General features: G+C 60.8%; 20 protein-coding genes. 1 reads left to right on the top strand and 19 read right to left on the bottom strand.

Going from position 1 to position 24,500, the window contains the following annotated elements:
* Positions 1-36: 36 nt before the first annotated feature.
* The 15 genes from tssJ to tssA form a co-directional block, all read right to left on the bottom strand.
* Positions 37-660, bottom strand: a complete 624-nt coding sequence (tssJ, locus tag BLR63_RS07835) for a type VI secretion system lipoprotein TssJ (RefSeq protein ID WP_010562872.1) — start codon at positions 658-660, stop codon at positions 37-39.
* A 2-nt stretch (positions 661-662) separates the two neighbouring features.
* Complete coding sequence (locus BLR63_RS07830) at positions 663-1,067, bottom strand: DUF4150 domain-containing protein (protein ID WP_010562873.1); 405 nt, start codon at positions 1,065-1,067, stop codon at positions 663-665.
* A gap of 8 nt (positions 1,068-1,075) precedes the next feature.
* The gene (locus BLR63_RS07825) at positions 1,076-1,723 is read right to left on the bottom strand and encodes a DUF3540 domain-containing protein (protein ID WP_010562874.1); all 648 of its coding nucleotides are present in this window, start codon (positions 1,721-1,723) and stop codon (positions 1,076-1,078) included.
* Entirely contained in the window at positions 1,720-2,682 is a 963-nt protein-coding gene (locus BLR63_RS07820; RefSeq protein WP_010562875.1) for a pentapeptide repeat-containing protein, read from the bottom strand. The genes BLR63_RS07825 and BLR63_RS07820 overlap by 4 nt, the downstream gene beginning before the upstream one ends.
* Positions 2,675-2,821, bottom strand: coding sequence for a hypothetical protein (locus tag BLR63_RS07815; protein WP_231998146.1), 147 nt, complete (start codon positions 2,819-2,821; stop codon positions 2,675-2,677). Before BLR63_RS07815 ends, BLR63_RS07820 begins: the two co-directional genes overlap by 8 nt.
* Positions 2,822-2,862: 41 nt before the next feature.
* Positions 2,863-5,268: a DUF2169 family type VI secretion system accessory protein gene (locus BLR63_RS07810; RefSeq protein WP_010562876.1), complete on the bottom strand. Its 2,406-nt coding sequence runs from the start codon at positions 5,266-5,268 to the stop codon at positions 2,863-2,865.
* Positions 5,269-5,305: 37 nt separating this feature from the next.
* Complete coding sequence (locus tag BLR63_RS07805; protein ID WP_010562877.1) at positions 5,306-7,885, bottom strand: type VI secretion system Vgr family protein; 2,580 nt, start codon at positions 7,883-7,885, stop codon at positions 5,306-5,308.
* A gap of 36 nt (positions 7,886-7,921) precedes the next feature.
* Complete coding sequence (gene tssH, locus BLR63_RS07800) at positions 7,922-10,654, bottom strand: type VI secretion system ATPase TssH (RefSeq protein WP_010562878.1); 2,733 nt, start codon at positions 10,652-10,654, stop codon at positions 7,922-7,924.
* Positions 10,655-11,662: a type VI secretion system baseplate subunit TssG gene (gene tssG / locus BLR63_RS07795; protein ID WP_010562879.1), complete on the bottom strand. Its 1,008-nt coding sequence runs from the start codon at positions 11,660-11,662 to the stop codon at positions 10,655-10,657.
* Positions 11,626-13,341 carry a type VI secretion system baseplate subunit TssF gene (gene tssF / locus BLR63_RS07790; protein WP_010562880.1) on the bottom strand — a complete coding sequence of 572 codons (1,716 nt, stop codon included), beginning with the start codon at positions 13,339-13,341 and terminating at the stop codon, positions 11,626-11,628. The genes tssG and tssF overlap by 37 nt, the downstream gene beginning before the upstream one ends.
* A 3-nt stretch (positions 13,342-13,344) precedes the next feature.
* Positions 13,345-13,764, bottom strand: coding sequence for a type VI secretion system baseplate subunit TssE (gene tssE / locus BLR63_RS07785; protein ID WP_231998145.1), 420 nt, complete (start codon positions 13,762-13,764; stop codon positions 13,345-13,347).
* 70 nt (positions 13,765-13,834) lie between these two features.
* Positions 13,835-14,323: an Hcp family type VI secretion system effector gene (locus BLR63_RS07780; RefSeq protein WP_010562882.1), complete on the bottom strand. Its 489-nt coding sequence runs from the start codon at positions 14,321-14,323 to the stop codon at positions 13,835-13,837.
* Between the two features lie 159 nt (positions 14,324-14,482).
* On the bottom strand, positions 14,483-15,967 hold the full coding sequence (gene tssC, locus BLR63_RS07775; RefSeq protein ID WP_010562883.1) for a type VI secretion system contractile sheath large subunit: 1,485 nt from the start codon (positions 15,965-15,967) through the stop codon (positions 14,483-14,485).
* A 3-nt stretch (positions 15,968-15,970) separates the two neighbouring features.
* Positions 15,971-16,468 carry a type VI secretion system contractile sheath small subunit gene (gene tssB / locus BLR63_RS07770; protein WP_010562884.1) on the bottom strand — a complete coding sequence of 166 codons (498 nt, stop codon included), beginning with the start codon at positions 16,466-16,468 and terminating at the stop codon, positions 15,971-15,973.
* 98 nt (positions 16,469-16,566) lie between these two features.
* Positions 16,567-18,123 carry a type VI secretion system protein TssA gene (gene tssA, locus BLR63_RS07765; RefSeq protein WP_010562885.1) on the bottom strand — a complete coding sequence of 519 codons (1,557 nt, stop codon included), beginning with the start codon at positions 18,121-18,123 and terminating at the stop codon, positions 16,567-16,569.
* Positions 18,124-18,623: 500 nt separating this feature from the next.
* Between tssA and BLR63_RS07760 the strand changes: the two genes are divergently transcribed.
* Entirely contained in the window at positions 18,624-19,679 is a 1,056-nt protein-coding gene (locus tag BLR63_RS07760) for an AraC family transcriptional regulator (RefSeq protein WP_010562886.1), read from the top strand.
* Here the strand turns inward: BLR63_RS07760 and BLR63_RS07755 are convergent.
* From BLR63_RS07755 to BLR63_RS07740, 4 genes are all read right to left on the bottom strand, one after another.
* The gene (locus BLR63_RS07755) at positions 19,673-20,950 is read right to left on the bottom strand and encodes an MFS transporter (protein ID WP_010562887.1); all 1,278 of its coding nucleotides are present in this window, start codon (positions 20,948-20,950) and stop codon (positions 19,673-19,675) included. The genes BLR63_RS07760 and BLR63_RS07755 overlap by 7 nt on opposite strands.
* A gap of 309 nt (positions 20,951-21,259) precedes the next feature.
* Positions 21,260-22,174 (bottom strand): F0F1 ATP synthase subunit gamma, encoded by a 915-nt coding sequence (locus BLR63_RS07750; protein WP_010562888.1) that lies wholly within the window; start codon positions 22,172-22,174, stop codon positions 21,260-21,262.
* Positions 22,174-23,721: an alternate F1F0 ATPase, F1 subunit alpha gene (locus tag BLR63_RS07745; protein ID WP_010562889.1), complete on the bottom strand. Its 1,548-nt coding sequence runs from the start codon at positions 23,719-23,721 to the stop codon at positions 22,174-22,176. The genes BLR63_RS07750 and BLR63_RS07745 overlap by 1 nt, the downstream gene beginning before the upstream one ends.
* On the bottom strand, positions 23,718-24,497 hold the full coding sequence (locus tag BLR63_RS07740) for a F0F1 ATP synthase subunit delta (RefSeq protein WP_010562890.1): 780 nt from the start codon (positions 24,495-24,497) through the stop codon (positions 23,718-23,720). Before BLR63_RS07740 ends, BLR63_RS07745 begins: the two co-directional genes overlap by 4 nt.
* Positions 24,498-24,500 lie beyond the last annotated feature (3 nt).

Below are 24,500 nucleotides of genomic sequence, written 5' to 3'. Positions count from 1 at the left end.
GAAAACGTGGTCGCTGCAACGCTCACCACAAGCAGGTCAGCCCTGTGCGCCCGGCAGGCGCACCTCGCCCTCTCGGGGCTGCACCGGCTTGGGCAACGCCAGACGACTTTCCTTGCCACGCAACAGCGCATCGGGCCCGACGAGCAGGTCAATGGCGATGGGGCGTGGCGTGGCGGTCCAGGTCTTGCTGAAGAACCCCGTCGACGTCACGTCGACGCCGATCTGATAGAGCTTGACGCTGCGCGTCGGGTCCAGGTGCGCATAGCCGACGGCGACGCCGACCATCTTCGCGCCCTCGAGTCGCGGCAGGCTTAACGTGCGGGTCTGGCCCGGCTCGATAAACAGCCGCGTCAGCCCGATCATTCCGGTTGGCGCGCTGTTCATCAGCAACAAGCTGCTCAGTTGCTGGGAGCTGCCGGTGTAGGCGGAAAACGCACTGATCTGATCGAACTGCGTGACCACCACCAACAGGTTATGCGCCTGGCCGTCGTACTGATTGAGGTCGTTATCGGCGGTGAAGCTCAGCTCGATGGCGTTTTCGGTGTAGTCCCACTTGAGCTCGGTGAGGGCCTTTTGCTCGGGGGTCAGTTCCTGGCTGCTGCAGGCGGCGAGCAGGATGCACAGGACGAGTCCGCCCATGGAAAACGTGATGGAGGGCATGCTCACTCCATCACCAGAACAGCGGTCTGGCTCGGCTGCGAAACCGTACCCATGGTGTTATTGGCGTTGTGCATGGTCTGGCAGGTGACACGCACAGCGGGCTTACCTGCGACCATCACTTTGGCGCTGCCGTCGATGAAGATCATTTCACCCTTGACCTTGCTGCTGGTGACGCCACCGGCCACACCCGCCTCATCGCCACTGGTCATCAACACCTTGCTGGACATATTCATCGCTGGCATGCCGTCCACCAGCACGTCCATCACCAATCCACCCGGGTCCGCGGCGCTGGTATCGGCAGTGTTGGGATAAGGCAATGGCACAGGTCCGGCTGGCGGAACGGGCGTCTTGCAGATGTCGGGCACGGTGGACATCGCCATCGCACCGCCGTTATTGAGCATATACATAATCGATCTCACCCCAGCTTGATGCTGTCGCCATCAATGGCAACGCTACGTTGTGCATTCAGGTCCAGCGTGTCGGCCTGCACGCTCCAGTCATCGCGCACGCGCTGGCGCAAGGAGCCGGAATGAAGCTCTTCATGGCCTTCGACGCGACGGCGGCTATCAGCAAAATCCGCCTCGTGGCGCGCGGCCTTTTCGCGGTGATACACGCTGTTGTCGTGGCGCTCGACCCAATGGTTCTCAAGATGCTCGCCACTCATGGCCAGGGTCCCAACCGTCAGATGGGCACGCTGCATCTGCACACTGCCCTGCTCGGCGCACACCCGTAATGCGCTACCGGCGTCAAGGCTTACGCCGTCGCGAGCCTGAATGCTCAACGCGCCAGCGGGCAGGCTCAAATGCAGGTCACCCTCCAGATGCAGACGCGCCGGTTGAGCGATGGCGCGTTCCAGCACGCTAAGGATGTAACCGCCTTGCGCGTCCAGGCTGACCAACACCTTGTCCCCCACTGCCGGACGCACCAGGCACCCGAATGCGGGTTTTAGCCAATAGCGGCGGCCATCGCTGCTGATCACGCCGAAACGCTCGCCATCCAGTGCGTTGACCTGTGCATGACGCAATTGAGCAGCGGCAGCGCAATACTGCGGGGCTTCATTCATCTCGATTTTCCTAAAGAGGCGGGCCGCCATTGCTCGGCGGCGAGGCGTTCGGTATCAACGGGCTGGATGGCCTGGGGGTTGCTCTGCTGCCAGTCAGCCTGGGTGAAATCAGCGGCATGGGCATTCATGCCGGTCACATCGGCGGCGACGAACGAGGCGCGTGGCGCAAGCAACGCGGTGCAATCGGCATAACGCAACAGAGCGCGGTCAAAGCGCGCGCCTGGCATCTGGGCGTCTATCAGGATGGCCATCTCCAGAACGGCCTCACTGAAATCGACCGAGTCAAAATGACTGGCATTGAACAGAGCGCCCTTGAGATGGGCACCGACAAACATCGGCGCGGCTCCCTTGCAGCGGTAGAACGACGCGCCCTCGGCCTGCACGGCGTGAAAATCGGCGCCACTCAACGACGATTCATCGAAGGCACACTGCTGCAACGACGCCAGGCCGAAGCGCGCCTGATCGAGTTGGCAATCGATCAACCGTGCCTTCGCAAAATGCGCCGACTGGCCATCAAGGCCCGTCAGATCGCAGCGGCTCCATTGGGATTTGCTCAACTGGGCGGCCGCGAGCCTGATACGCGGTACGCGACACTCCGAGAGCGTAAATGCCTGTAGCTGCGCGCCCGACAGATCCAGATCCTCGCCGTGGCATTGCGCCCAGCTGGTTTTGTTCCAACGCACATTCATGAACGATGCGCCCTGCAATGAACAGGCGTTCATGTACAACGAGTCCGCAGTGCTGTCGGAAAAATTGGCACCGTCCAGGCGGCAGTCTTTCCAGTAGCTTTGGGTCAGCATGGCGCCATTGAATTGCGCGCCACGCGCATCCACGTCTTCCAGCCGCGCGTTGCTCAAATCAACCCCGCGATAGTCGCCACCGGCCAGATTCAACCCGCGCAAGGGCTGCCAATCAGCCAGCAATGCCCTTAGACCCTCGGCACTTAATACTTCAAGCATGAGTCAGGCTCTCCTTGAGTCGGCAACGGGTCATCAATGCCTGCTCCAGGCGCACGCCGCTGCCGTGCACCGCGTCACTGGCCAAGCCATGCAAGTTGCTGCCACTGAGGTTGGTCTGCTCCAGGCAGACCTTGCGCAAGCGGCCGTTAAGCAGGTTGGCGCCAGACCAATCAGCGCGACTCAGTCACATCCCGACAGGTAGACACCTTGGGCGATCAGCCCGACACCGTCGGAATCACGCAGGTCGCAGCCGGTCAGCAGCGCGTCGTTAAGCCGTGCGCCGCGCAGGCTGGCGTGATTCAGATCGACGTCTTGAAAACTGGCAGCGGTCAGGTCGGCATCGTCCAGACGCACACCCGGCAAAACGCAGTGAGCGGCCAGGCGCAGGTTTTGCAGATTGCACTCGCGCAAGTCCAGGTCGCGGCCCACCACCTTGGCGAAATCGGCTTTGCTGAGGTTGGCGCGGCGCATGTCCGTCGCGTCCAGTGTGCAGTCGTAGAGCTTGGCTTTGTGCAGGTTGCCGTCGGTGAACAGTGCGCCGCTCAGGTCGCATTTATTGAGATGCAGTTGGCTTAGATTGGCGTTGCTCAGTTGAGCCTTGTCGAGGCTGCATTCGTTGAGTTGGGCTTGTTGCAGGTTGGCCTCGGTGAAATCAGCAGTGGAGAAATCACTTTGGCTGGCTCGAATAGCCAAAAGGTTAGCGCCCTTGAATGACGCGCCTTGGCATAAAACCCGTTGAAAGAGCGTTTCTTGCAGGCACGCCTTGTCCAGACGCGCAGCAGTCAAATCACAACCGATAAATTGACTCTGGCTCAGGTCCGTATTTGCCAAGCAAGCACCTTTGAGCTGACAGTTTTCAAACAACGTTCTTTTCAGGTCTGCTTGACCCAGATCCAGCCCTGAAAGGTCAAGGCCATTGAGGCTGAGGTTCTGCAACGATTTACCCGCCAGGTGTAAGGCTTGCAGCGATTCACGGGTCAGATTGCAGTATTCGGCGGGCGTGGGTGCGGGGCCGAATTTGATTCGATCAGCCGCCAATGCCTTTTCCACAACAGCGAGTTGCTGATCGATGGAGGCCTCCATCGCTTGCGAACGGGAAAGTCCCGCTGTCACTTTTTCAACCATATCCGCCTGCTGTGCTTGAGGCAGGTCCAGTCGGGCCAGCACCCCCATGAGGTCAACCTCGGGGACGGGTTGATTCGCCAGTGCCAAAGTCTCCTCGACATCCAGACTCAATCGCGTGATCGCACTCCGGGCATGGCGCATGCTATCGGCCTTGGCCTGAGCCAATTCCGTCTCGATTTCGGCTCGTAGCGCCTCTGGATCGAAGGGCTTGGCCGGCGCCTGCGGCTCGCCCATGAACGCCGCGAAATTCAGTTTGACCAGCGGCGGGTGATCTGCACGGTTGAAAGGCATGTCCATGCCTGTCGCCATGTCCTGGGCGATCTGAAGGCTCTGCTCATGTGCCACGGATAATTCAGCGTGTATTGCGTCCGCCGCAGCCTGCACACTGGCAATCATGGGCCCGGAGTCGAACACCGGCGGCTCGGTGGGCGGTATCTCGACCGGTTCCACCGGAGGACGCGGCCAAAGCCGATCAATCCATGTCTGCTTATCCAGCTCGGCATCCGCGACACGCTCAAGGGCCATCGCCAGTGTGGCGATATCCTGCGCATCGATATCGAGTACAGATACTTCTGCCCGGTACAGCAAAAGCACACTCTGCGCTTCGGGGAACAGCCATACCGTATCGAGGTCCATTGGCGCCTCAGTGATGGCAAGGCGCTTATCAGTGCGCTCGACAAAGAGTCGTGGCCGCAGGCCAGGCAGGCGCCCGGACACTTGTGCCTGGGCCGGGTGCATCCCCGTCACCGACCAGGCTTCATCTCCCCGCCAAAATTCGGTATTGCACTGGTCCTGCGCTACCTCATCGAACCAGCGGGCATCGGTGTCGATCGGCAAGAACGGTGCACGATAGGCCGTCCAGTCCTCGTCAAGGGTGCCCATAAAGGCACTGCGAGCAGCGCTTTGCGGCGGTAATGGCATGAAGCTGGCAATTGCCGGGCGATCCTTGGGATCGCAAACACTCAGGTTCGCGACTTCCAGTTGTGCGAGTGCAGTTCCGCCTGCGGTGTCTGTATCAGCACAATAACCTTTGCCCACTGGGTTATCCGCCCACTGGGCACCGCCGTAGGCGTTTTCCAGGGTCAACGGCAGGCAATCGACCTGTCCGCTCGTAACCGGCATCCAACCCAAGAGGCCTTTGTTCCATTGACGGGGTGGAAACACATGCAGTGTTTTCTCAAGTTTCCCCAGACTTACCCGCACTGCCATTCCAGCACGCTGTGCATCGGTCAAGGCGTAGGCTTGCCCCTGCACTGCGAAGGTGCCACGGCTTTTTTTCAAACCACGGTCCAGCGTCTGTTTGCCCATGCGCTCGGCGATCCAACTCCAGGTTTGCTCGGCGGGCATGATCTTGCCTTCGGCATCCACTAACAGGCCGAAAGTAACCACCAGGGCATGGGTATCCCGCCGTTTGGAAGTGGCAAGCAACACAACGCTGGCGTGTTCACATTTGAGTTGCATCAGACTCTCCGCACATGTTTAGAGCACCTGTCGCCGGTCAAACCGCAGGAGCGTCGGCAGCGCCGCCAGCAGCGACGTCACCGACGGCCTCGGCCGCAACTACACTGGCAGCGCCCACAGCAACCTGAGCTTCGACATCGACCTTATTGAGTGCGGCTTCGATAATTATTTTTTTCAGTTGTACCGAGGCGATATTTCTTAACCCTTGGATCGCCACACTCGGAATAAACGGGTCAGGCTTGTTAATTGAACTATCTACCATCCGCTCCCCTATCTTAGCCCCACCCCCTACATAAATACTGTCAACAACAGAGAGTGCCTTGCCCATTAAGACGTCTCCGGAAACATGTAGATCGCCGTCGATATGAACAATCCCGTTAGATTTGATAACCACGCCATCATTGGTCAATACGATAGTATTGGGGCCTACCGTAATTTCATGGGAATTGCTGGATAAATGCATGAAATAGGCAGACTTCTCCAGTTTTATCTTGCTTAGGTCGGAGCCGACGACAACGGATCTATCGCTATAAGTCAGCTTGTCTTTTTTGGCCTTCGCCTTATGAATGATAATGTCGCCGTTATTGATTTTTATAGGGAACCACTGGTATGCAACTGAGACAATCCCTACTTTGACACTCACATCCACGCCATTGAGTGCAACACTGACGTTCAAACCAGTCGCTGCAATACCGGCCTTAACCCCTGTTAAGTTTGCTGACAAATCAAGTGCTGTAATCGTTTTTTTGGTCCGATGACTTAGCCAGTCATAAATATCTGTAGCCGCCTTTGCGTTGGGAACCAATTCCTGGTCAGCGATGAAGTTGCTGCTCAGCAGTTTTTCTTTAGAGCCATGGGAAACAAGTGGTTTCGGCGCACTCCCTCCACCAATAGATAGCGTATAGACACCCGGTATCTCATGTTTATAAGAACTGGACGCCAGTTGCATATGCTTGTCCGTGCGCAAATGCGCCCCACTGACATCGCCCTCGCCCAAGGTAAAACTGCAACCGGTAGACGCCCCCATCTTCATCATCGGCCCGGACGGGCTGTCTTCCATCGCAAACAAATGCCCACCGGGAGTGCTCAAGCCGCTTTGGGTCGCGTTATCGCCAGTGACCACATTGGGATTCTCGGAGTTGGGCACGCTGCCGGTGATCACCGGGCGATCAGGGTCGCCGCCCAAGAACGAAACCAGCACTTCCGTGCCTTTGAGCAGCGGGAAATTCATGCCGTGGCTCGAACCGCTGGACAGCGTGGCCATACGCAACCAGGCCGAACCGCGCGTTGCATTCTTCTCGCCGCGAATGAACGGGAAACTCACTCTGTAGCAACCATGCTCGTTGAGCAGTGGCCGACCGGTATCTTCATCACCATCCACCACCGCACTGAGCACGCCCTGCACATAAGGCCGAGGGGTCACACAGGGGGCGCGGAACTGCACGTCGCCGGGCAAGGCGATAAACCGCGTGTTGATCCCCTGCTCCGGCCCTTCCCCCTCCGCGCCCAGCCCTGGCAACGGCTGATAACCGTCATGGTGAACTTCAATCACCTGATAACCGGCATTGAACAGCGGGCGCGGGTGGCCGACTAACAGCATCGGATAACCGGCGCGCAACCCCGTGGCTCGACCGCTGCCATGAAACTCCCGTTGACGGCAACCGATGGCCTGGGCACGACGATTGGCCAGCCATTGCCCCTGTTCGAGCGAACCGAAGTGCTCGCCATACAACCCCTGGCCGCCGACAAAGACAGACGAACCTGAGACGGCCTCTCGTTGCTCGGTCGAGGCATCTGCGCCAAGGCTGGCAGTTGCCACTGAAGCGTTGACCTCTAACTTCAACTGCGCGTTGCTCGCGGAAAAGTCCTGGAGTGTGACCCCCGCCGCTTGCCGGACGAGTTTGCGCTCGAAGGTCCGCGCCACCGCCAGGACCCGGCCTGCATCCAGTTCCGAATCTTGACGACGATAGGTCAGCAGACTGGGGAGTTGCGGCTGGTACAGTCGGTCGCCACAGAACACCAGCGCCTCGCCGTCAGGCCCCTGTTCAAAGAAGTAATACACGCCGAAATATTCAAGAAGACGCGAAATAAAGGCGAAGCTGGTTTCTTCGAACTGGCAGGTGAACGTCGCCTGAGTCAGCGGATCATCAGCCAGCGGCAGGCGAATATCGAAGTCATACGCCGCCCCCGGCAACCCGCTCATGCCCGGCCCTTCGACAGTCAGGTCGGCCAACTTGAGCACGTCGCGAATCAGCTCCGGCAGACTTTTGTCCAGCCAGATTTCGGAAAAGCGGAAATGCCGCAACTGTACGAAACGCGGTTCCAGCACCACGCGGTAGTAGAAATACAGGGAATCGGCGTCGAGATAATCCACCTCCGTGACCACGCCCTGATAGGGATGGGGTTGCCCCAACGCATCGCTCAAGGTCAATACCGCGCGGTTACCCAGCAGCGCTTCGTCGTCGAACAACGGATTGATCGTGGCCAGCCGAACCTCGAAGCGATAGGGCTCAGAGAGCTTTTCCTCGCCCTGCCACTGCTGCACCCATAATGTTTCGAGCAGCAGCGAGGGGGCCAGGCTGGCGAAAGTGCAGAGCGCGTGATCATTGAGAGCCATCAATCAATCCTTGTTCTTCAATCGGTAAACGAGCGGTCACTCTAGGGGTTCAAGCAGCGCTTCACGCTCGGGTAAAGACCTGATCCCATCGACTTCTTGCGCGGTAATGACCCACTCGCCGCGCGCATCCACTGCCACATGCAAACCGGCCAGCGGACGCTGATCGGCAATCGCCCCCAGCAACACGTCAGACAAACGCGGTGTCAGGCTTTTACGCAAAATGAAGTCGATATTGCGTGCCCCGCTCTCCACTTCCGTGCAGCGCGCGGCGATGGCGGCGGCGACCTCGTCTGCAAACGTCAGGCGGACTTTCGACGAGGCCAGCAGGCGCTCGCTGAGGCGGCCCAGCTTGAGGCGCACGATGCCCACCAGTTGCTCGCCACCCAGGGTGAAGAACGGCACGATGGTCATGCGCGCCAGCAGCGCCGGTTTGAAATGCCGGGACAGGGTCGGACGGATCTTTTCCGCCAGGGTGTCCGGATCGGGACGCCCGTCGACGCACAGGTTCTGGATCTCTTCGGTGGCCAGGTTGCTGGTCAGCAACACCACAGTGTTGGAAAAATCGATCTGCCGCCCTTCGCCATCGGACAGGCTGCCCTTGTCGAAGACCTGATAGAAAATGTTCACCACGTCCAGGTGGGCTTTCTCCACTTCATCGAGCAGCACCACCGAATACGGACGCTTGCGCACCGCCTCGGTCAACATGCCGCCCTCGCCGAAGCCGACATAACCGGCGGGCGAGCCCACCAGACGGCTGACGGTGTGCTTCTCCTGGTACTCGCTCATGTTCACCGAGATCATCGCCTGCTCGCCGCCGAACAAATGTTCGGCCACGGCCAGGGCGGTTTCGGTCTTGCCGACCCCCGATGGCCCGACCAGCAGGAACACGCCCAACGGCTGTTGCGGATCGCGCAGGCCGGATTGCGCGGCCTTGAGGATTTCCGCGATCTGTTCGACGGCGGTGTCCTGACCGCGAATGCGCAGCTTGAGGTTGTCGGCCAGGGCCAATACGCCGCCCGCCGCGTCGCGCAGCACTTTGCCCAGCGGCACACCGGTCCAGTCGGAAACCACCTGGGCAATCGCATCCGGGCTGACTTCGGTGAACAGCAACGGCGCATCGCCTTGCAGCGCGGCCAAGGCTTCGCGGGCCTGATCCAGCTCGGCCTGGCGTTCCTCCAGGGAGGCCAGTACCTGGTCAACCTCGCCTTCGGCCGGAACCGGCAGGTCCTGTGCTTGCAGGGTCAGTTGCTTGCGCGCTTCAAGCACACGCAGCGCCGCGTCGCGCTCGGCCAGCCAGCGGACTTCCAGCGCAACCCGACGCTCGTCAATCTCAGCCTGTTCGTCGGCGATATCCGTCAGGCGCTGGTCTTCCACGGGGAAACCATTGCCACGGTCGCGCTCCAGGGCGCTGAGTTCACGCGCCAACCCGGACAACTGCCGCTCCATGCGCTCCAGCTCCGCAGGTTTGATACCCAGGCCAATCCGCACGCGGGCGCTGGCGGTGTCGAGCAGGTCCACGGCCTTGTCCGGCAGCAAGCGCCCGGTGATGTAGCGATCGGACAATTCGGCGGCGGCGACGATAGCGTCATCACGCACGCTGACCCCGTGGACTTTTTCGTAGTGCCCCTTGAGCCCGCGCAAGATCAACACGGCGGTTTTAACGCTCGGTTCGTCCAGCTTGACCAGTTGGAAACGGCGCGCCAGGGCCGGGTCTTTCTCGAAATACTTCTTGTACTCCGACCAGGTCGTGGCGGCGATGGTGCGCAGCTCGCCACGGGCCAATGCGGGTTTGAGCAGGTTGGCCGCATCCGAGCCACCCGCCGCGCCGCCGGCACCGATCAGCATGTGCGCTTCGTCGATGAACAGGATCACCGGCGTGGTGGAGGCCTTGATCTCTTCGATGACGCCACGCAGACGGTTTTCGAACTCGCCCTTGACGCTGGCGCCCGCTTCCAATGCACCGAGATCCAGGCTGAGCAAACGCGTGTTTTTGAGGAAGTCGGGGACTTCGTTCTGGCTGATCAACAACGCCAGCCCCTCGACCGCGGCGGACTTGCCCACACCCGGCTCGCCCACGGCGATGGGGTTGTTTTTACGCCGCCGGGCGAGAATGTCGATCATCTGGCGAATCTCATCATCGCGCCCGAAAATCGGGTCGATACGCCCCGCCGCTGCCTTGGCGGTCAGGTCTTCGCAAAAGCGCGCGATATTGTCTTCGGCGGCGGGCGCATTGCCGCCGGCGCCGGCCAACGAAGCGGAGGCCGAACCGGTCTGCAGGCTGTCCAGCGGACCTTCACTGGAGCCGCCCAACAGCTGAGCAAACTCCGCCGTCAGGGCATCGGTGGAAATCGGCTTGAGCAGTTCGCCGTAGCGTGTACCGGCGGTGTAGTAACCCAGGCGCGATACCAGCGCCAGCAGCAGCGAACCGCCACGGATGCGCCCGCTGCCGACCACCAGCGAGGCAATCAGCCAGGCGTCCTGAATCCACTCGGTGAGCAGGCCGGCGAACACTGGACGTCCGGGGTTGCCGTTTTTCAGTTGCGCCAGGCCCTCATCCAGCAGCGCACGCAGGCGCATCGGATCGATTTCGAAGCGCGTGAGGATGCGCGTCGTGTCGGCATCCGGATCTTCCAGCAACTGGCGCAGCAGGTGCTCCAGGGAAATCTCGTAGTGAGCCCGCGCCAGGGTCTGGCCCGCCGCGTTCTCCAGGGCCTTGGTGCTGTACACATTGAGCCGTGCGAACAGCGGTTTGAGTTCTACCTGAATCATCTAGCGAGCCCTCTCTTCGAGCATTGGTCCGTGTTCGGCCGTCAGCATGAATACAACGTCGTCCTGTGTATCTCCGTCACCGAGCCAGGTATCCAGGCCCAGTCGCTGCCAGCCGCCGCCCAGCGAAGCGCACTGTTGTTTATTGGCCGCAAGGCGCATGACCAGGCGGCTGCGTAATGGCGTCTGTAGGTACAACGCCACCAAGCGTTCGAGCTGTTGATACAGCGCCTGTCCCGGCAGTAACCCGTGAAAACGCGTGGTACTCAGGGACGTCAGGCGGATATCCAGCGTGCCGCTGCGGTCCGTGACTTCACGACCGAGCAGGCTGTCTTCGCCCAACACCCCGCACTGCATGCCCAGGTACGTGCGTGCCGTGCGGTCGATCCGCAGACGCGTCTCGACACACGGCACCACTTCCACGGCCACATCGCCGAGTACCGCCTTGACCAACTGCTGCAACCCCAGGGCCGAGCGTGGGTACTGGTTGAACAACCCGGCATAACGCAGCAGATCGTTGGATTGATCGCGCTGCTCGGGACGCGCATCCGCGATGCCGATCAATGCCTGCAACTGACGCAGGCTCTTGACGTCGCGCCGCTCGGTAATGTCGATCCAGATCCGATGCTTTTCCCAGGCGCGAAACAGCAGCGGATAGAGCGAGGCATGCAGGATGTCGAGAAAGTCACGTCCCGCAGAGTGGCCTTGCAGTTGCTCGTCGATCAGGTCTTCGGTGTAGAACGTCGGCAACGGCGAGGTCACGCCATACAGGCCGAAAAAGTTCGCCTCGATCCGATAGCGACCGTCTTCGTCCTGCTCGATCCCCTCGATGTCCCGCAGCGGAAACCCGAGCCCCAGCCGCGGCCGGACCCGCACGTTGTCGACGAAGTCTTTTTCGCTCGGGAACCGCAGGCGCAACAGGCGCAAGGCCTGGAAAAACCCGAACTCGCCGCCGTCATCGAGCAGCGGATCGATCACAACAGGCGTTGGTGCCCGATCTTCGCTGGCCATTTCAAGGTCTCGTGGTTGACGCTGTCGAACAGCGTGAAAGCGGTAAAGCTGTTGATGGCCGTACAGCCGGCGAAAAACTCATCGAGCACGCAACCGAACAGGTAGAAATTGCCGGGGCTGAGGAAATAGTCGCCCCGGCACTCGACCCGGACCACACTGCCTTCGATCGGCAGCCCACGAATAAACCGCCGCTCGTGGCTGACGGTGACTTTTTCGATGGCATCGATGCGCCGTTGATTAGCGTCTTGGGCACCTTCGCCGACGCTGGGCAGATACAACGCGAGCAGGCCGCGCAGGTAGTCGCGATCGGCCAGGCGGAAGTGGTTGGCATTGAGCTGCGAGAGCATGCGCCACAACAACTTATCGTCGAACTTGGGCGGCTGGCACGGTGTGATGCCACGGATGCTCTTGAATTCGACCCTGGGCGGCGTGTTGTCGGTGGGCTGGTTCAAATCCCCCAGGCGCAGGCTTTCCGGGAGCTTGCCATTGGTGCAGAGCAAACCGATGGACAAGGTCATTTCGCCCGGCACTTTGCCTTCGCTGTAGGGCAGGCTCAGATAGTGGTCGTAGCCTTGGGCATCGATGCTCGAGGCGCGGATGCGCAGGTTATAGGTGTCGCGCTGCGAGAAGGTATTGAACGGTTCCAGCAGCCGCTCCCCGCCTCCGACGGAATACGCACTGACCTTGAGCACCGAATGAATCCGCATGCTCATGCGCTGGCCATGGTCGGCGGGCTGGATGCGATAGTCGACTTGCTTGTGGTCGATGCGCAGCGGGTGCGCGTCCTGGGCGAACAGATTGATCGCCGGTGTCACGCCCAGCAGGAAGCTGTTGGCCGACAGATTCGGTGTCCAGTCCGGCAGGTTTTCGAACATCAGGCGCACGCTGAAGCGCCCCTCCGCGCCTCTTGCTCGCCACTGTGTGAAGCCGCGAAGCTCGACGAAGAGAAACTTCTCAGGCAACGCGAAGTATTCCTGCAGGCAACGGTACGCCGGGTGCGCGGTATCGGGAAACGGCAGCAAGGTGTTGCTGGCATCGAATCCCAGGCCGCGCAAATGGCTGGCCGGCAATACGGTCATGGGCTGCTCTTGGGCGGTGATGCGAATCTCGCGCAGGTTGAGTTGCAGCAGACGCAACAACTTGGAGCCATCGGCCAAGCCATCGCCCAGGTAGAAACGCAGGCTGTCCGCCGCCCAACTCTTCGGATCGGCGGTGGTGAAAGCGAAGTCCAGGACCAGGCTGCGCTCTTCACCGGCAGCGCCGTCCCAGCGGCTGCCGACCAGTTGCAACGGCTCCAGATCGACCGCCACGGTGCTGCGAAAGCGCACGCGCTGGCCATCCACCGGCACCGAGGCAATTTCGCATCCGGCCTCGATACGCGAGACCTCCTGCAATGCCGCACGCGGCTGGAATTGCAGCAGCGTCAGGCAGGGCACGGGTTGCAGGTAATGGGGATAGAGCAGTTGCGCCAGCTCTTGAATGAACTCGGGAAACTCGTCGTCCAACCGCTGGCGAACCATCCCGGTGAGAAACGCCACGCCTTCGAGCAAGCGCTCGACGTCCGGATCATTGGCCGAATCCACCCCCAGCAGCGGCGCCAGGGCCGGGTTGCGGCGGGCAAACTCATCGGCCAGACGGCGCAGTTGGTTGAGTTCATTTTGATAATGGCTGTTGAGCATGACTTAGTGCATCGCCAGGGACACGCGGCCGTCCGAAGACACACGCGTTGCCAGGTGAATGGGAATGTCCCGGTCATCGATCGACACCACGCCTTCAAGACTGAAACTCAGCGACAACACTTCCTGGGCGCCTTCGGCGACCAGGATGCGCGGCGATTTCAAGCGAGGCTCGTAGCGGGCGATCATGCGAGTCATGTTCTCGATTATTTGCGTGGTCTCGCCGGTCGCAAACGAACCGGCCAGATTGGTGAAGTCGGGTACGCCAAACTCGGCGTCAATCGGCACGCTACCGCGCCGGGTATTCAAGATGCGTTGCAGATGCTGGACGATCGACTGCGTCAACACTTGCGCCTGGGTCAGGTGCGTGCGATCGGTTTCGACCTGTAGGCTTGTGATGCGCTCCAGCAATCGCTTTTCTCTCAACGCGGTGTCCCTTCTGCAATGTCAAGAACACCGCCCTGGACCAGGGCGGCATTGAACAGTCGAGGCTGGCTTACGCTTTTGGCGCCAACCACGAGTCTTCGGCTTCGATACCATCCGGCACCCAGGTCCAGACGATTTTTTCGTAGGTGATGCCGATGTCTTCCATATGGCCCATTTGCTTGAACTCAGGGCTCAACACGTTCGGCACCCAGGTGCGGGCCGAGACGAGCACGGCATTGCTCAGGGTGATGGTGTAGTACTTTTCTTCGGTGCCTTTAGGCGAGATCCGATAGAACTCCAGTACAACGGACTTGAGCTGCTCACCTGACGTCAGCGCTTGCAGCAGCTTTGGAGAGGACTTGTCGATTTCCTTGGTCAGGGTCATGCCCTGATGAACACGCTTGCCGGCCGGCAGGCCGGTCTGCGGGTTCTTGGGAATATCGATCAGGTGTTCGACGGCCTGGACAAGGATCATCCCTTCATGACCGGTTACGGTGCTGGAACCTTGGATCTTGCCTTGGTTCTGGCCTTCGATACTCAAGTAGCATGGCATTGGCATAACGTGTACTCCGGGGTTAATCAGTGAGGTTTCAGGCATCGATCAGCGCCTGTGGCCCTGTCTCGCTGCGTTGAATCCATCTTATGGAAACGTCGAGGCAATGACCCTCGGGTGAACACCTGAATGGGCACCGGCCAGGCTGCCCATTCACGCTTGGGATCAGCTCTTGTCGAGCTTGCCTACCAGCGACAGCGTGAAAGACGCGCCCATGTACTTGAAGTGCGGACGGACTTTCAAACCGACGCGGTACCAGCCTGGATCGCCGTCGACGTCGCTGACGGTAATGTCTGCCTGACGCAATGGACGACGGCTGCGCACACCGGCGGCGGGGTTATCCATGTCGGCCACGTACTGGCGAATCCAGGTGTTGAGTTCCGACTCCAGGTCACCGCGCTCTTTCCAGGTGCCGATGTTTTCGCGCTGGATGACCTTGATGTAATGGGCCAGGCGACTCACCACAAAGATGTACGGCAGTTGGGTGCCCAGCTTGTAGTTCAGCTCGGCTTCCTTGCCTTCTTTGTCATTGCCGAAGAACTTGGGTTTCTGGCACGAGTTGGCGGAGAAGAACGCCGCGTTATCGGTGTTCTTGCGCATGGTCAGCGCGATAAACCCCTGCTCGGCCAGCTCGAACTCGCGGCGCTCGGAAATCAGCACTTCGGTCGGGATCTTGGTCTGGGTTTCGCCCATGGCCTCGTAGTTGTAGATCGGCAAATCACCGACGGTGCCGCCGCCCTGTGGGCCAATGACGTTGGCGCACCAGCGGTACTGGGCAAAGCTGTCGGACAGGCGACTGGCGAAGGCAAACGCGGCGTTGCCCCACAGGAAGTCCTGGTTACCACCGCCGACGTTTTCGTTGTAGCGGAACGTCTTGGCGGGGACCGTGTCTTCGCCATAAGGCGTGCGCAGCAGGAAGTGCGGCAATGTCAGGCCAACGAAACGCGCGTCGTCGCTTTCGCGAAAGGCATTCCACTTGGTGAACTGCGGCCCCTCGAAGACGGCTTGCAGATCCTTGAGGTTGGGCAGGTCGGCAAAGCTGTCGATACCAAAGAACTGCGGGCCGGCCGCGGCAATGAAGGGCGTGTGGGACATGGCCGAAATGGCCGCGACCGATTGCAGCAACTTCATGTCCTGCGGGCCCGGGTTGAACTCGTAGTTACCGATGATCGAACCGAACGGCTGGCCGCCGAACTGGCCGAACTCGGCGGTGTACACCGCCTTGTACAGACCCGAACGGGTGATTTCCGGCGCGTCCTCGAAGTCTTCGAGCAGCTTCTCTTTGGAAACGCTGAGGATTTCCAGCTTGTTGTTCTCGCGAAAATCCGTGCGATCGACCAGAAACTTCAGCGAGCGCCAGGATGACTCCAGCTTCTGGAACTGCTGGTGGTGAATGATCGCGTCGACCTGGCGGCACAGCTTGGCATCCAGCGTGGCGATCATGTCGTCGATCAACCCGGCGCTGACCTTCTCGGTCTGCCGGGCCGGCTCGAGCAGTTCGGTGACAAACGCTTCGAGGCCCTGACGGGTGACGGCATAAGCCTCGTCGCCCGGCTTGACGCGCGTCGCTTCGACCAACTGATCCAACAGGGACACCGACTCGACCGCTTGGCCGGTCGCGCTCGCGGCCTGACTTTTTTCTTCGCTCATGGGTTATTCCTTGTCCTTTACGCCGAGTTCCGAGAGCAAGCGCTCGCGGGCGCCGTCATCGTTCATCAGGGCCTGAAGCTGTTTGCGAAATTCCGGCAAATTGCCCATCGGCCCTTTCAAGGCCTTGAGCGAATCGCGCAGGGCGATCAGTTGCTGCAACTCGGGAACCTGGGCCACGATGGCATCCGGCTCGAAATCGCGAATGGACTCGAAGGTCAGCGAGACCGGGATCTGCTCATCCTCCGGCGCGTTTTCCGCCAGACGATTGGGCACCGCCAACTGCAGGCTCAGGTTCTGGCCCTTGAGCACATCGGTGAAGTTGTCTTTGTCGACGCGAATCGGTTTGAGGTCTTCAACCGGCGTATCGTCTTCACGCAAGGTGAAATCGCCGATCACCAGTTGCTTGAGCGGCAGCTCGACCTGCTCCTGCGCGCCGCCGGTGTCAGAGCTGTAAACAATATTGACGCGCTCTTTAGGCGCGACCGAACCTTCACTAGCCATTAAATCTCACTCCTGTTTACCGGACTCGCTCAACGCAGCCGTTAGAAAACTCATGGCATGGATATGCACACGCCTGCCAGGTGTTGCCTGTTGCTCATTCAACTTGCCGGCGGGCTGGCCAACCGCCAGAACGCCGGCAAATCCATTGCTGCCAACTGTTGCGCCCACATCGCTCGCGAACCGCCGTCGTCCTGGGCCAGTGCCAATTCCAACAACGGCCTGACCAGCTCCGGCTCCCAACGATCAAGGCCCAGCCCCGTCGCTTCCTGGAGCAATACGTCCAAGGCAACACCCAACTGAGCGCGCGGGTCGAAACGCTGTAGCAACTGGCATTGGGCCGCACGCAAGCGGAACCGCTCGCGGCCGCTGCCGGCCTCACGCACGGCGCTCTGTAAACGCGCCAACGCTTGGTTCAAACGGCCTTCAGCGGCATCACGCCCAACCTCATCGATCAGCGTCTGCAGAGCATCCGTCGCGCCACCGCTGGCCGTCGGGGCCAATCCTTCGAGCCAACTGCGGGTCGCGCCATCGGCGAACGGTTGGCCGTCGGCGAATGTCAGCTCGACCAGTGACGGCAGGCGCGCCAGGAAGTGACGGGTTTCCAGGGCCAGGCTGGCGGCACCGGTCATCGCTTCCGATCCCAGTCGTGAGAGCGCGGCATGACTGGCCCGATTGAGGTCCAGCCAAAAGGGATAGCTCGTCAGCCGACCTTCGCAAAAACGCAGGATGTCCAGCGGCTCGCCCACGCTCTGCAAGCGACTGAACGCCTCGTGCTCCGCCTCCGAGGGCGGTGGCAGGCGGGTCGTGCAACCCTGCGCCGGCGGTGCCTGCTCCAGGGTCATCCACGCCGATTGGCGATTGAGGCGAAACAGCAACGGCAAGGTTGTCCGGGACTCCAGACAAAACCCCAGCAGCGGCGTCAGCGAGGCAAACACGCTGTTGACCGCGCTCTCGATGGCTTCATCGCTGTCAAGACCGCCCAGTGGCTGGATCGGCGCAAGGACCGCAGGCGGCAGCGGCGCCGAGGGTGCGTGGGCAACCGGCGTCGCGGGCACCGTAGCCGCATCGACTGCCGGCGCAACCTCCTGCGTCGCAGCCGCTATAGGCTCGACACTGGCTTGCACGGGTAACTGCGATAGGCGACGACGCAACGCAAAAAAGCTCGGGCCGTCGGCATCCCGATCCCGCCATTGGCTGTCAATGGCGTCCCAGTCTTCGAGCAAGCCCGCCAGTTGTTCGCCAGGCACCGCGTCGAAGTTGCCTTCAAGCTTCGCTGTAAGCCACTCGAGCATCCACTCGGCCTGGTTGCGCCGGGCACGCAATCGCGCTGGCGGCGGCGTCAGGGTCTCCCAGTACAGCTCAAGCATTTCGCGCACGATGTGCACGCCGTTCGCCAGGCCGGATACGCCTTGCAGGGTGGTCCAGGCACACAACAACCACACTGCGGCATTGAAGTCCTTGCCCTCTTCTCGCAGCACTTTTACGCAGGCATCGGCGACTTTCTGCCAATCCACTCCAGACTCGGCGTGGATGTTGTTCAATTTGTCCACTTCGATTTGCGCGAGGGAAAAAGCCGCGCCTTCTCGAGGGTTGGTGCCAGCAGGATGAGTCAAACTGATCGCAAACGAACCTACTTCCCGGTCGAGGCAACTCATCCGTTACTCCTGATACTTCAATAGGTTCAAAGGTGTCGCTCACTCAACTGCCGGATAAGCATGTGCCAGCCGAGACATCGGGACCATCAGGTGAACACCTGAAGTACTTGCCGCCCTTTCAGATCAGCGCTGCGAACATGGCAAGGCCAATACCGACGGGATTTATTCAAGAAACAAACGCGCACGCTCAACGCGTGGAAACACATTGACGCGCTGGAACTCGAGTTCGCGCCAATCTATCAAGCGCCTTGCACACGGCTTGACCCTGCGTTGCAACTTTTCAATTATTTTCAGGCGCCCTGCCCCGTGCTTGACGGCGAAGGGACGTCCACAGGTTGGATACCAAGAAGGATTGCCATTACTTTTACGGGGAAAGCGGCTATAAGAAGATCGATAAAGAATTGTGACTGGCTGCCGGCAAGGAGCATGGACGTATATCGGGTACAAACCGTGCCTGTGGACGGGTCGATAACATAGACTTTGCGGGCTGTAGTGAATCCATGAGTAAACCAGCTTCAGTCATATACGCCCCTGAACACTGCGGCTCCCGGCACGCCCATGATCACTTTGAGGTCAGCGCCGAACCGCCAGCCAACCAATTGCTGGCATGGCGTGACCGGGTCGGACACGTCATCGACGTCCTGCCGACATCCCACGCCACGACCACGCACTTCAACGCGAGCATTGACCGCTACAAGCTGGGTGATCGCATCTTTACCGATTGCTCAAGCGATGCGTTGTTGCTGGACCGTTCGATCCCACGCATTTCTACCGATAACGTCCGGGACTATGTGTTTCAGGTGTTCACCCAAGGCGCCATGGAATCCATTCGGGGCGGCTCGCTGGACAGCGGCACATCCGCCATGGCGAGCATTGTCGCCATGGATATGAACCAGCCGATCAGAATGAACCGGGGGCGTTGCCGCGTATTGACCTTCTTCGTGTCGCGCCCGGTGGTGGAGGCGGCGCTGCCCCATGCCGAGTCGATCCACGGGCGTGTGTTCGAAAATACGACGCCTGTGACCCAGTTGATGATCGAGCATGTCGCGGCGTTTTCCAGACAACTGCCGAGCCTGTCGAGCGCCGAGGCGGCGGCATCATTCGATACCGCCGTTCAACTCATGCTTGCGGCATTCTCGAAACAGGCCAAGCTCGGCGGCCACGTGCGGGCGGCAGCGCGCAGCGCGATGTTCGATAAAGCCCGGCGTTATGTGCAAAGCAACCTGTACCAGCCGTGGTTGACGCCCGAGTACGTGCTCATGGCCATGCAACTGCCGCGCGCCACGCTCTACCGGCTGTTCCAGCATGAGGGGGGCTTGGGTCGCTATATCCTCAACTGTCGACTGCGCGAAGCCGCGGATGAACTGGTGCGCTATCCCGACCGGCAAGTGATTGAGATTGCCTACAGCCTGGGGTTTAACAGCGCATCGGCCTTTACCCGCGCGTTTCGTCGCCGCTATGACCTGGCTCCGCAGGACCATCGCCTGATGGCGGCACAGCGGATAGGCCGAGCCGCGCAGGGTAATCGCAGCGTCGCCGGCCGAATCGATCAGTGAGTCGGTCGGCCGACGGGAAACCTGACGAGTGCGAACAGACTGACCGCTAGCGCACCCAGCAGATACCAGGAAGGCGCCATTGGGTTCTGGGTAACGCCGATCAACCACGTCACCAAAAACGGGCAGAACGCGCCGAAGATGGTCACGCCGAAACTGTAGACCACCGACATCCCCGTGGCCCGATGATGCGCCGGAAAAGCCTCCATGATCATCACGGTGCTGACGCCGTTGTTGCCCATCGCGACAGCCGAATAGACGCCGATGATCAGCAACGAAGTCAGCTCGCCCACCCCCTGGGTCAAGGCGAGAAACACCGGATAGACCAACAGGATGCTGAGGATCATCGTCACGTATTGGGTCGGTTTGCGGCGCGGCAGCCGATCGGCGAGCCGGGCGAACAAGGGCGCGGCGATGAACAGCATCGCACTGGAAATGCACGCCGAGAGCAAGCTGATACTTGGCGACAGGCCCAGCGTGCGGACCAGATAGGTCGGCATATAGAGCACCATCAGGTAGATGCTTGCGGTGGGGGCCGCCATCATCAGAATCCCCAGCAGTAACTGGGGGCGGTGGCCGTTGAGCAAGACACGCAGCGACGGTGAATGGGGGCCGCGCCGTGGGGTCTCCACCATGTTGCGACGAATGAACCAGCCAAACGGCGCAATCAACAGCCCAAGCACGAAAGGAATGCGCCAGCCCCAGGCCAGCAACTGCTCGGGCGTCAGCAACGCGGTCGTGGCGGCACCGACGACAGCCCCCACCAACACCGCGGCCGCCTGGCTGGCGGAGCGCCAACTGACCAGGTAGCAGCGTTGATCCCGGGGCGCCAGCTCCATCAGCACCACGGATGACACCCCTATCTCGCCTCCGGTTGCGAAGCCTTGCAGTAACCGCGAGAGCACCAGTAACAACGTTGCAGTGAAGCCGATAGAGGCATGCGTGGGCATGAACGCGATCAAGGCGGTACCGGTGGCCATCAATAAATTGCTGACATTCAAACCGGCTTTTCGCCCTTTACGGTCAGCCAGGTTGCCGATCAGGATTGCCCCCAGCGGGCGCATGGCGAAACCGATGCCAAACGTCAGCAACGCCATCAGCAACGAGGCGAAGGCACTGTCCGATGGGAAAAACAGTTTGCCGATGATCACGGCAGAAAAGCTGTACACCGTGAAGTCGTAGATCACCAGGCCATTGCCAATGACGGTGGCCAGTATCACCTTCTTGGGTTGCCTGAAGGTCACCGGACAAACGCCAGATTCAAGGTTCGACATTTAAGCGCAGGTCCTGTCGAGTCAATCGGAGCGCGCTGGATAGCGAACATGTACACCCAAAAGGCCCTTTATGGGCATCGATAGACTGACCATTGGGTGTGTAGCGCCGTCCTGGCGCGTGCATCCTACGGAACAATGCCAGGCTTGTATGTACCCGTTTACGGAGCGCGCCGAGTGGACCTTCGGCCACACAAAAGATGTTGATGGCGTTGAGGCCCCGAGGTTGACCTCCTGCACGTCGAAATCCCGTTGCCCACTCCACGTACAGTCAGCCCGGCAATCTGATTCAGGATAGGACTGCCCCGTCTATCAGCCCTGGGGGCCGGCTTCGCTGTTCGGCGCCAGGGCGTCAAACCCTGAAATCACGTCAAAGAGTTCCTCGTCGATGCCGGCCTGGCGCAAACGGTGATAGGTGGCGTCGAGGTCTTGCAACAGTTCGCCGATATTGCGGTCCGCACGTTGCATTGCGGCAAGACGGCTGGCGTTTTCACTGGCCAATGACTCGGCACTGGCGCGAAACAGAGAGACAAACAGGTGCTCATGGATGAAGGCACGCAACGTCTGTGTGTTCGCGCTCAGGACTTCGGGCAATTGAGGTGACGGCCAGGGTTGCAAAGCCAGTGTCTGTTGCCATTGCTCATCCAGAGGCAGCAGTCGCTGACTCACCGGGTTATAGCTGTTAGCGCTGGGCCGGTTATAGAACAGTATCAGCGTGGCGTTTTGTGATCGCCCCGCATCCGCGCTGTCCGCCATCGGCACGCTTTGCAGGACTTGTCCCACCAGCTGGGTGATTTGCTCCACGGAACCCGGCACGGCAAACACGCCTTCAGGCGTTCTACCGGCATCGAGCAGTCGTTCATGCACGCGTTCACCGACCGCCCATACCTTCACCGGCAAGGACGCGAATTGCGCGATCGCATAGTCGACCACCTCGTCGTTGAACCGCCCGACCAGCCCCTGGTCGGAGCCGAATATCACCGCATGCACGGTACGCGCCTTATCCCCTGCATGGGGCGCGCGCGCATGTATTCCCGCAGGATCGACCGCACGCAGACAAACGCTCAGCCCCAGTTCGACGGTGCGCGCGTAGTCGGCGAGCGCCGCCACTGATCGCTCGTACTGCCCGATGGCCGAGGCGGCCGAGGCTTTCATGACCCGAACGACGGACTTGAGGTCCGAGGCGCTGCTGATCTGGCGGCGCAATGCCGTGATGGTGGCTGCCATCAGGCCTGCTCCGACGCGGGCAGAAACGCCGCGAGTGCCTGGCGCGCCAAGGCGGTGACTTGCTCGCGATCCGCGTCGGTGAGCGAGCCGGCATCGGCCAGGCGCTGGCCCAGAGCAGCCGGCAGGCCATTGGCGGCGGCCTCCACAGCCTGCTGCGCCGCGGTCATCTGCTCGAGGGGCACCGGGTCGAACAGTGCTGCATTCAAGGCCAGCAAAATCGCGATTTGAGCAGGCAGCGTCACCGGCGAGAGCTCGGACTGGCCCAGGCAGGCGCGTATGCGCTGGCCGTGAACGATGGATAGGCGCGTGTCCTCGTCCAGTCGAGCACCGAAGCGCGCAAAGGTCTCCAACTCCTCGAATTGCGCATAGGCCAGCTTGAGATCGCCCGCCACCGCTCGGTAAGCCGGGCGTTGAGCCTTGCCGCCGACCCGCGAAACTGAGCGGCCGACGTCAATGGCCGGCAGCACGCCGAGTTCAAACAATGACGGCGACAGCACGATCTGCCCGTCGGTAATCGAGATCAGATTGGTCGGGATGTAGGCCGAGATGTTCTGGGCTTCGGTCTCGATGATGGGCAGCGCAGTCATCGATCCCCCACCGCGCTCCTGGCTCAGGTGGGTCGCGCGCTCCAGCATGCGCGAATGGATGTAGAAAATATCCCCCGGAAAGGCCTCGCGGCCCGGCGGCCGACGCAGCAACAGCGACAGTTCGCGGTAGGCCCGCGCGTGGTGAGTCAGGTCGTCATAGACCACCAACACGTCGCGGCCGGCCTCCATAAAGTGCTCGGCGATGCTGGTGGCAGCATATGGCGCGATATAGGACAGCCCCGGTGCTTCGTTGCCTTCGGCGACCACCACGACGGTGTACGCCAGCGCCCCCCTTTCACGCAGGTTGGCCACCGCCTTGGCCACTGCTGACGCACGCTGGCCAATGGCGCAATACACACACAACACGTTTTTGTCGCGCTGATTGAAAATGGCGTCGATGGCAATTGCCGTCTTGCCGGTCTGGCGGTCGCCCAGGATCAGTTCACGCTGGCCCCGGCCGATGGGGATCAGCGCATCGATGACTTTCAGGCCGGTTTGCAGCGGCTCGGTCACGGGCGCGCGGTCCATGATCGGTGCCGCTGGCCGTTCGATGGGGAGGCGCGATCGGGTCACGGGCTGCGCCCCGCCATCCAGTGCGCGGCCGAGCGGATCGATCACCCGCCCGAGCAACCCATCGCCCACCGCCACGTCCATCACTCGCCCGGTACGTCGTACTTCCTGGCCGGCGCGCAGGTGAGCCGAATCGCCCAGCAGCACCACATCGACGCCCTCCTCGTCCAGATTGAACGCGATGCCCGACAAACCGCCGGGAAATGTCAGCAGTTCCTCGAACCCCACGTGCGGCAAGCCGTGGACACGGGCAATGCCGGTGGACACGCTGACCACTGTGCCCACTTCATGCAGGGCCAGATGCGGCTTGAAGGCCTGGAGCCGCTGGCCGATAAGGGTGAACGCATCTTCCTGGGCGTTTTGCCGCGTCGCGTCGACAGGCTCGGTCATGGGCATGTGCGTCCCGTTGAGGATGGTTGCTCTGACACATCCGAGAACAGCGCCTGAAGGTAGTCAGCAATGCTCCAGGCCAGCGTCAGTCCCTGCACGTTGACTTCAATACCACTGACCAGCTCAGGCGCGGTCTCGAACTTGAGCACAGTTGCCTGCCCGACCCACTTGTCCAATGCAGACTGGATCAAGCCCTGCTGCGCGGCCGGTAAATCGAATGCGCTGCGCAATCGTGCCGGCTCGTCGTTGGACGTGGCCTTCAGTGCGGCAGCCAACTCGTCGCACGCGGGCCCGTCAAAGGCTTGCAGGCGCTGGATAAACACCTCACAAGCGCGCTGCTCCAGGCTGACCGACGCCAAGTCGCCGAGCACCTGGCGCGAGATGTCGTAAACCTGTCGTTGCGTCTGGCGGACTAAACTGGCGTGCAGATCCTGCGCTTGCGCCGCCAGTGCTTTTGCACTCGCTTCACGTGCGGCGTCCGCGGTACTGCGCGCCTCGGCCAACAGCCGCACACGTTCAGCGTTTGCTTCAGCGGTGGCCTTGCTCAACAGGGCCGCTCGCTGTTCGTCAAAAGACTGGTTCTTTTTCTCGAACTCGTCCTGCTGCTGGTGGGCCTTGGCCTTGGTGTCGGCAGCGTCCTTGAGCTCGGCGGCAATCTTCGCTTCTCGCGCTGCGATAGCGTTGAGCACCGGCTGGTAAAGAAAACGCTTCATCAACCAGACCAGGATGAGAAAGTTCAGCACTTGGGCTGCGACGGTGAACCAGTCGATGAGCACGGT

The sequence above is a fragment of the Pseudomonas extremaustralis genome, assembly GCF_900102035.1.
Lineage (GTDB): Bacteria > Pseudomonadota > Gammaproteobacteria > Pseudomonadales > Pseudomonadaceae > Aquipseudomonas > Aquipseudomonas extremaustralis.
This window is presented reverse-complemented; position numbering and strand designations above follow the sequence as displayed.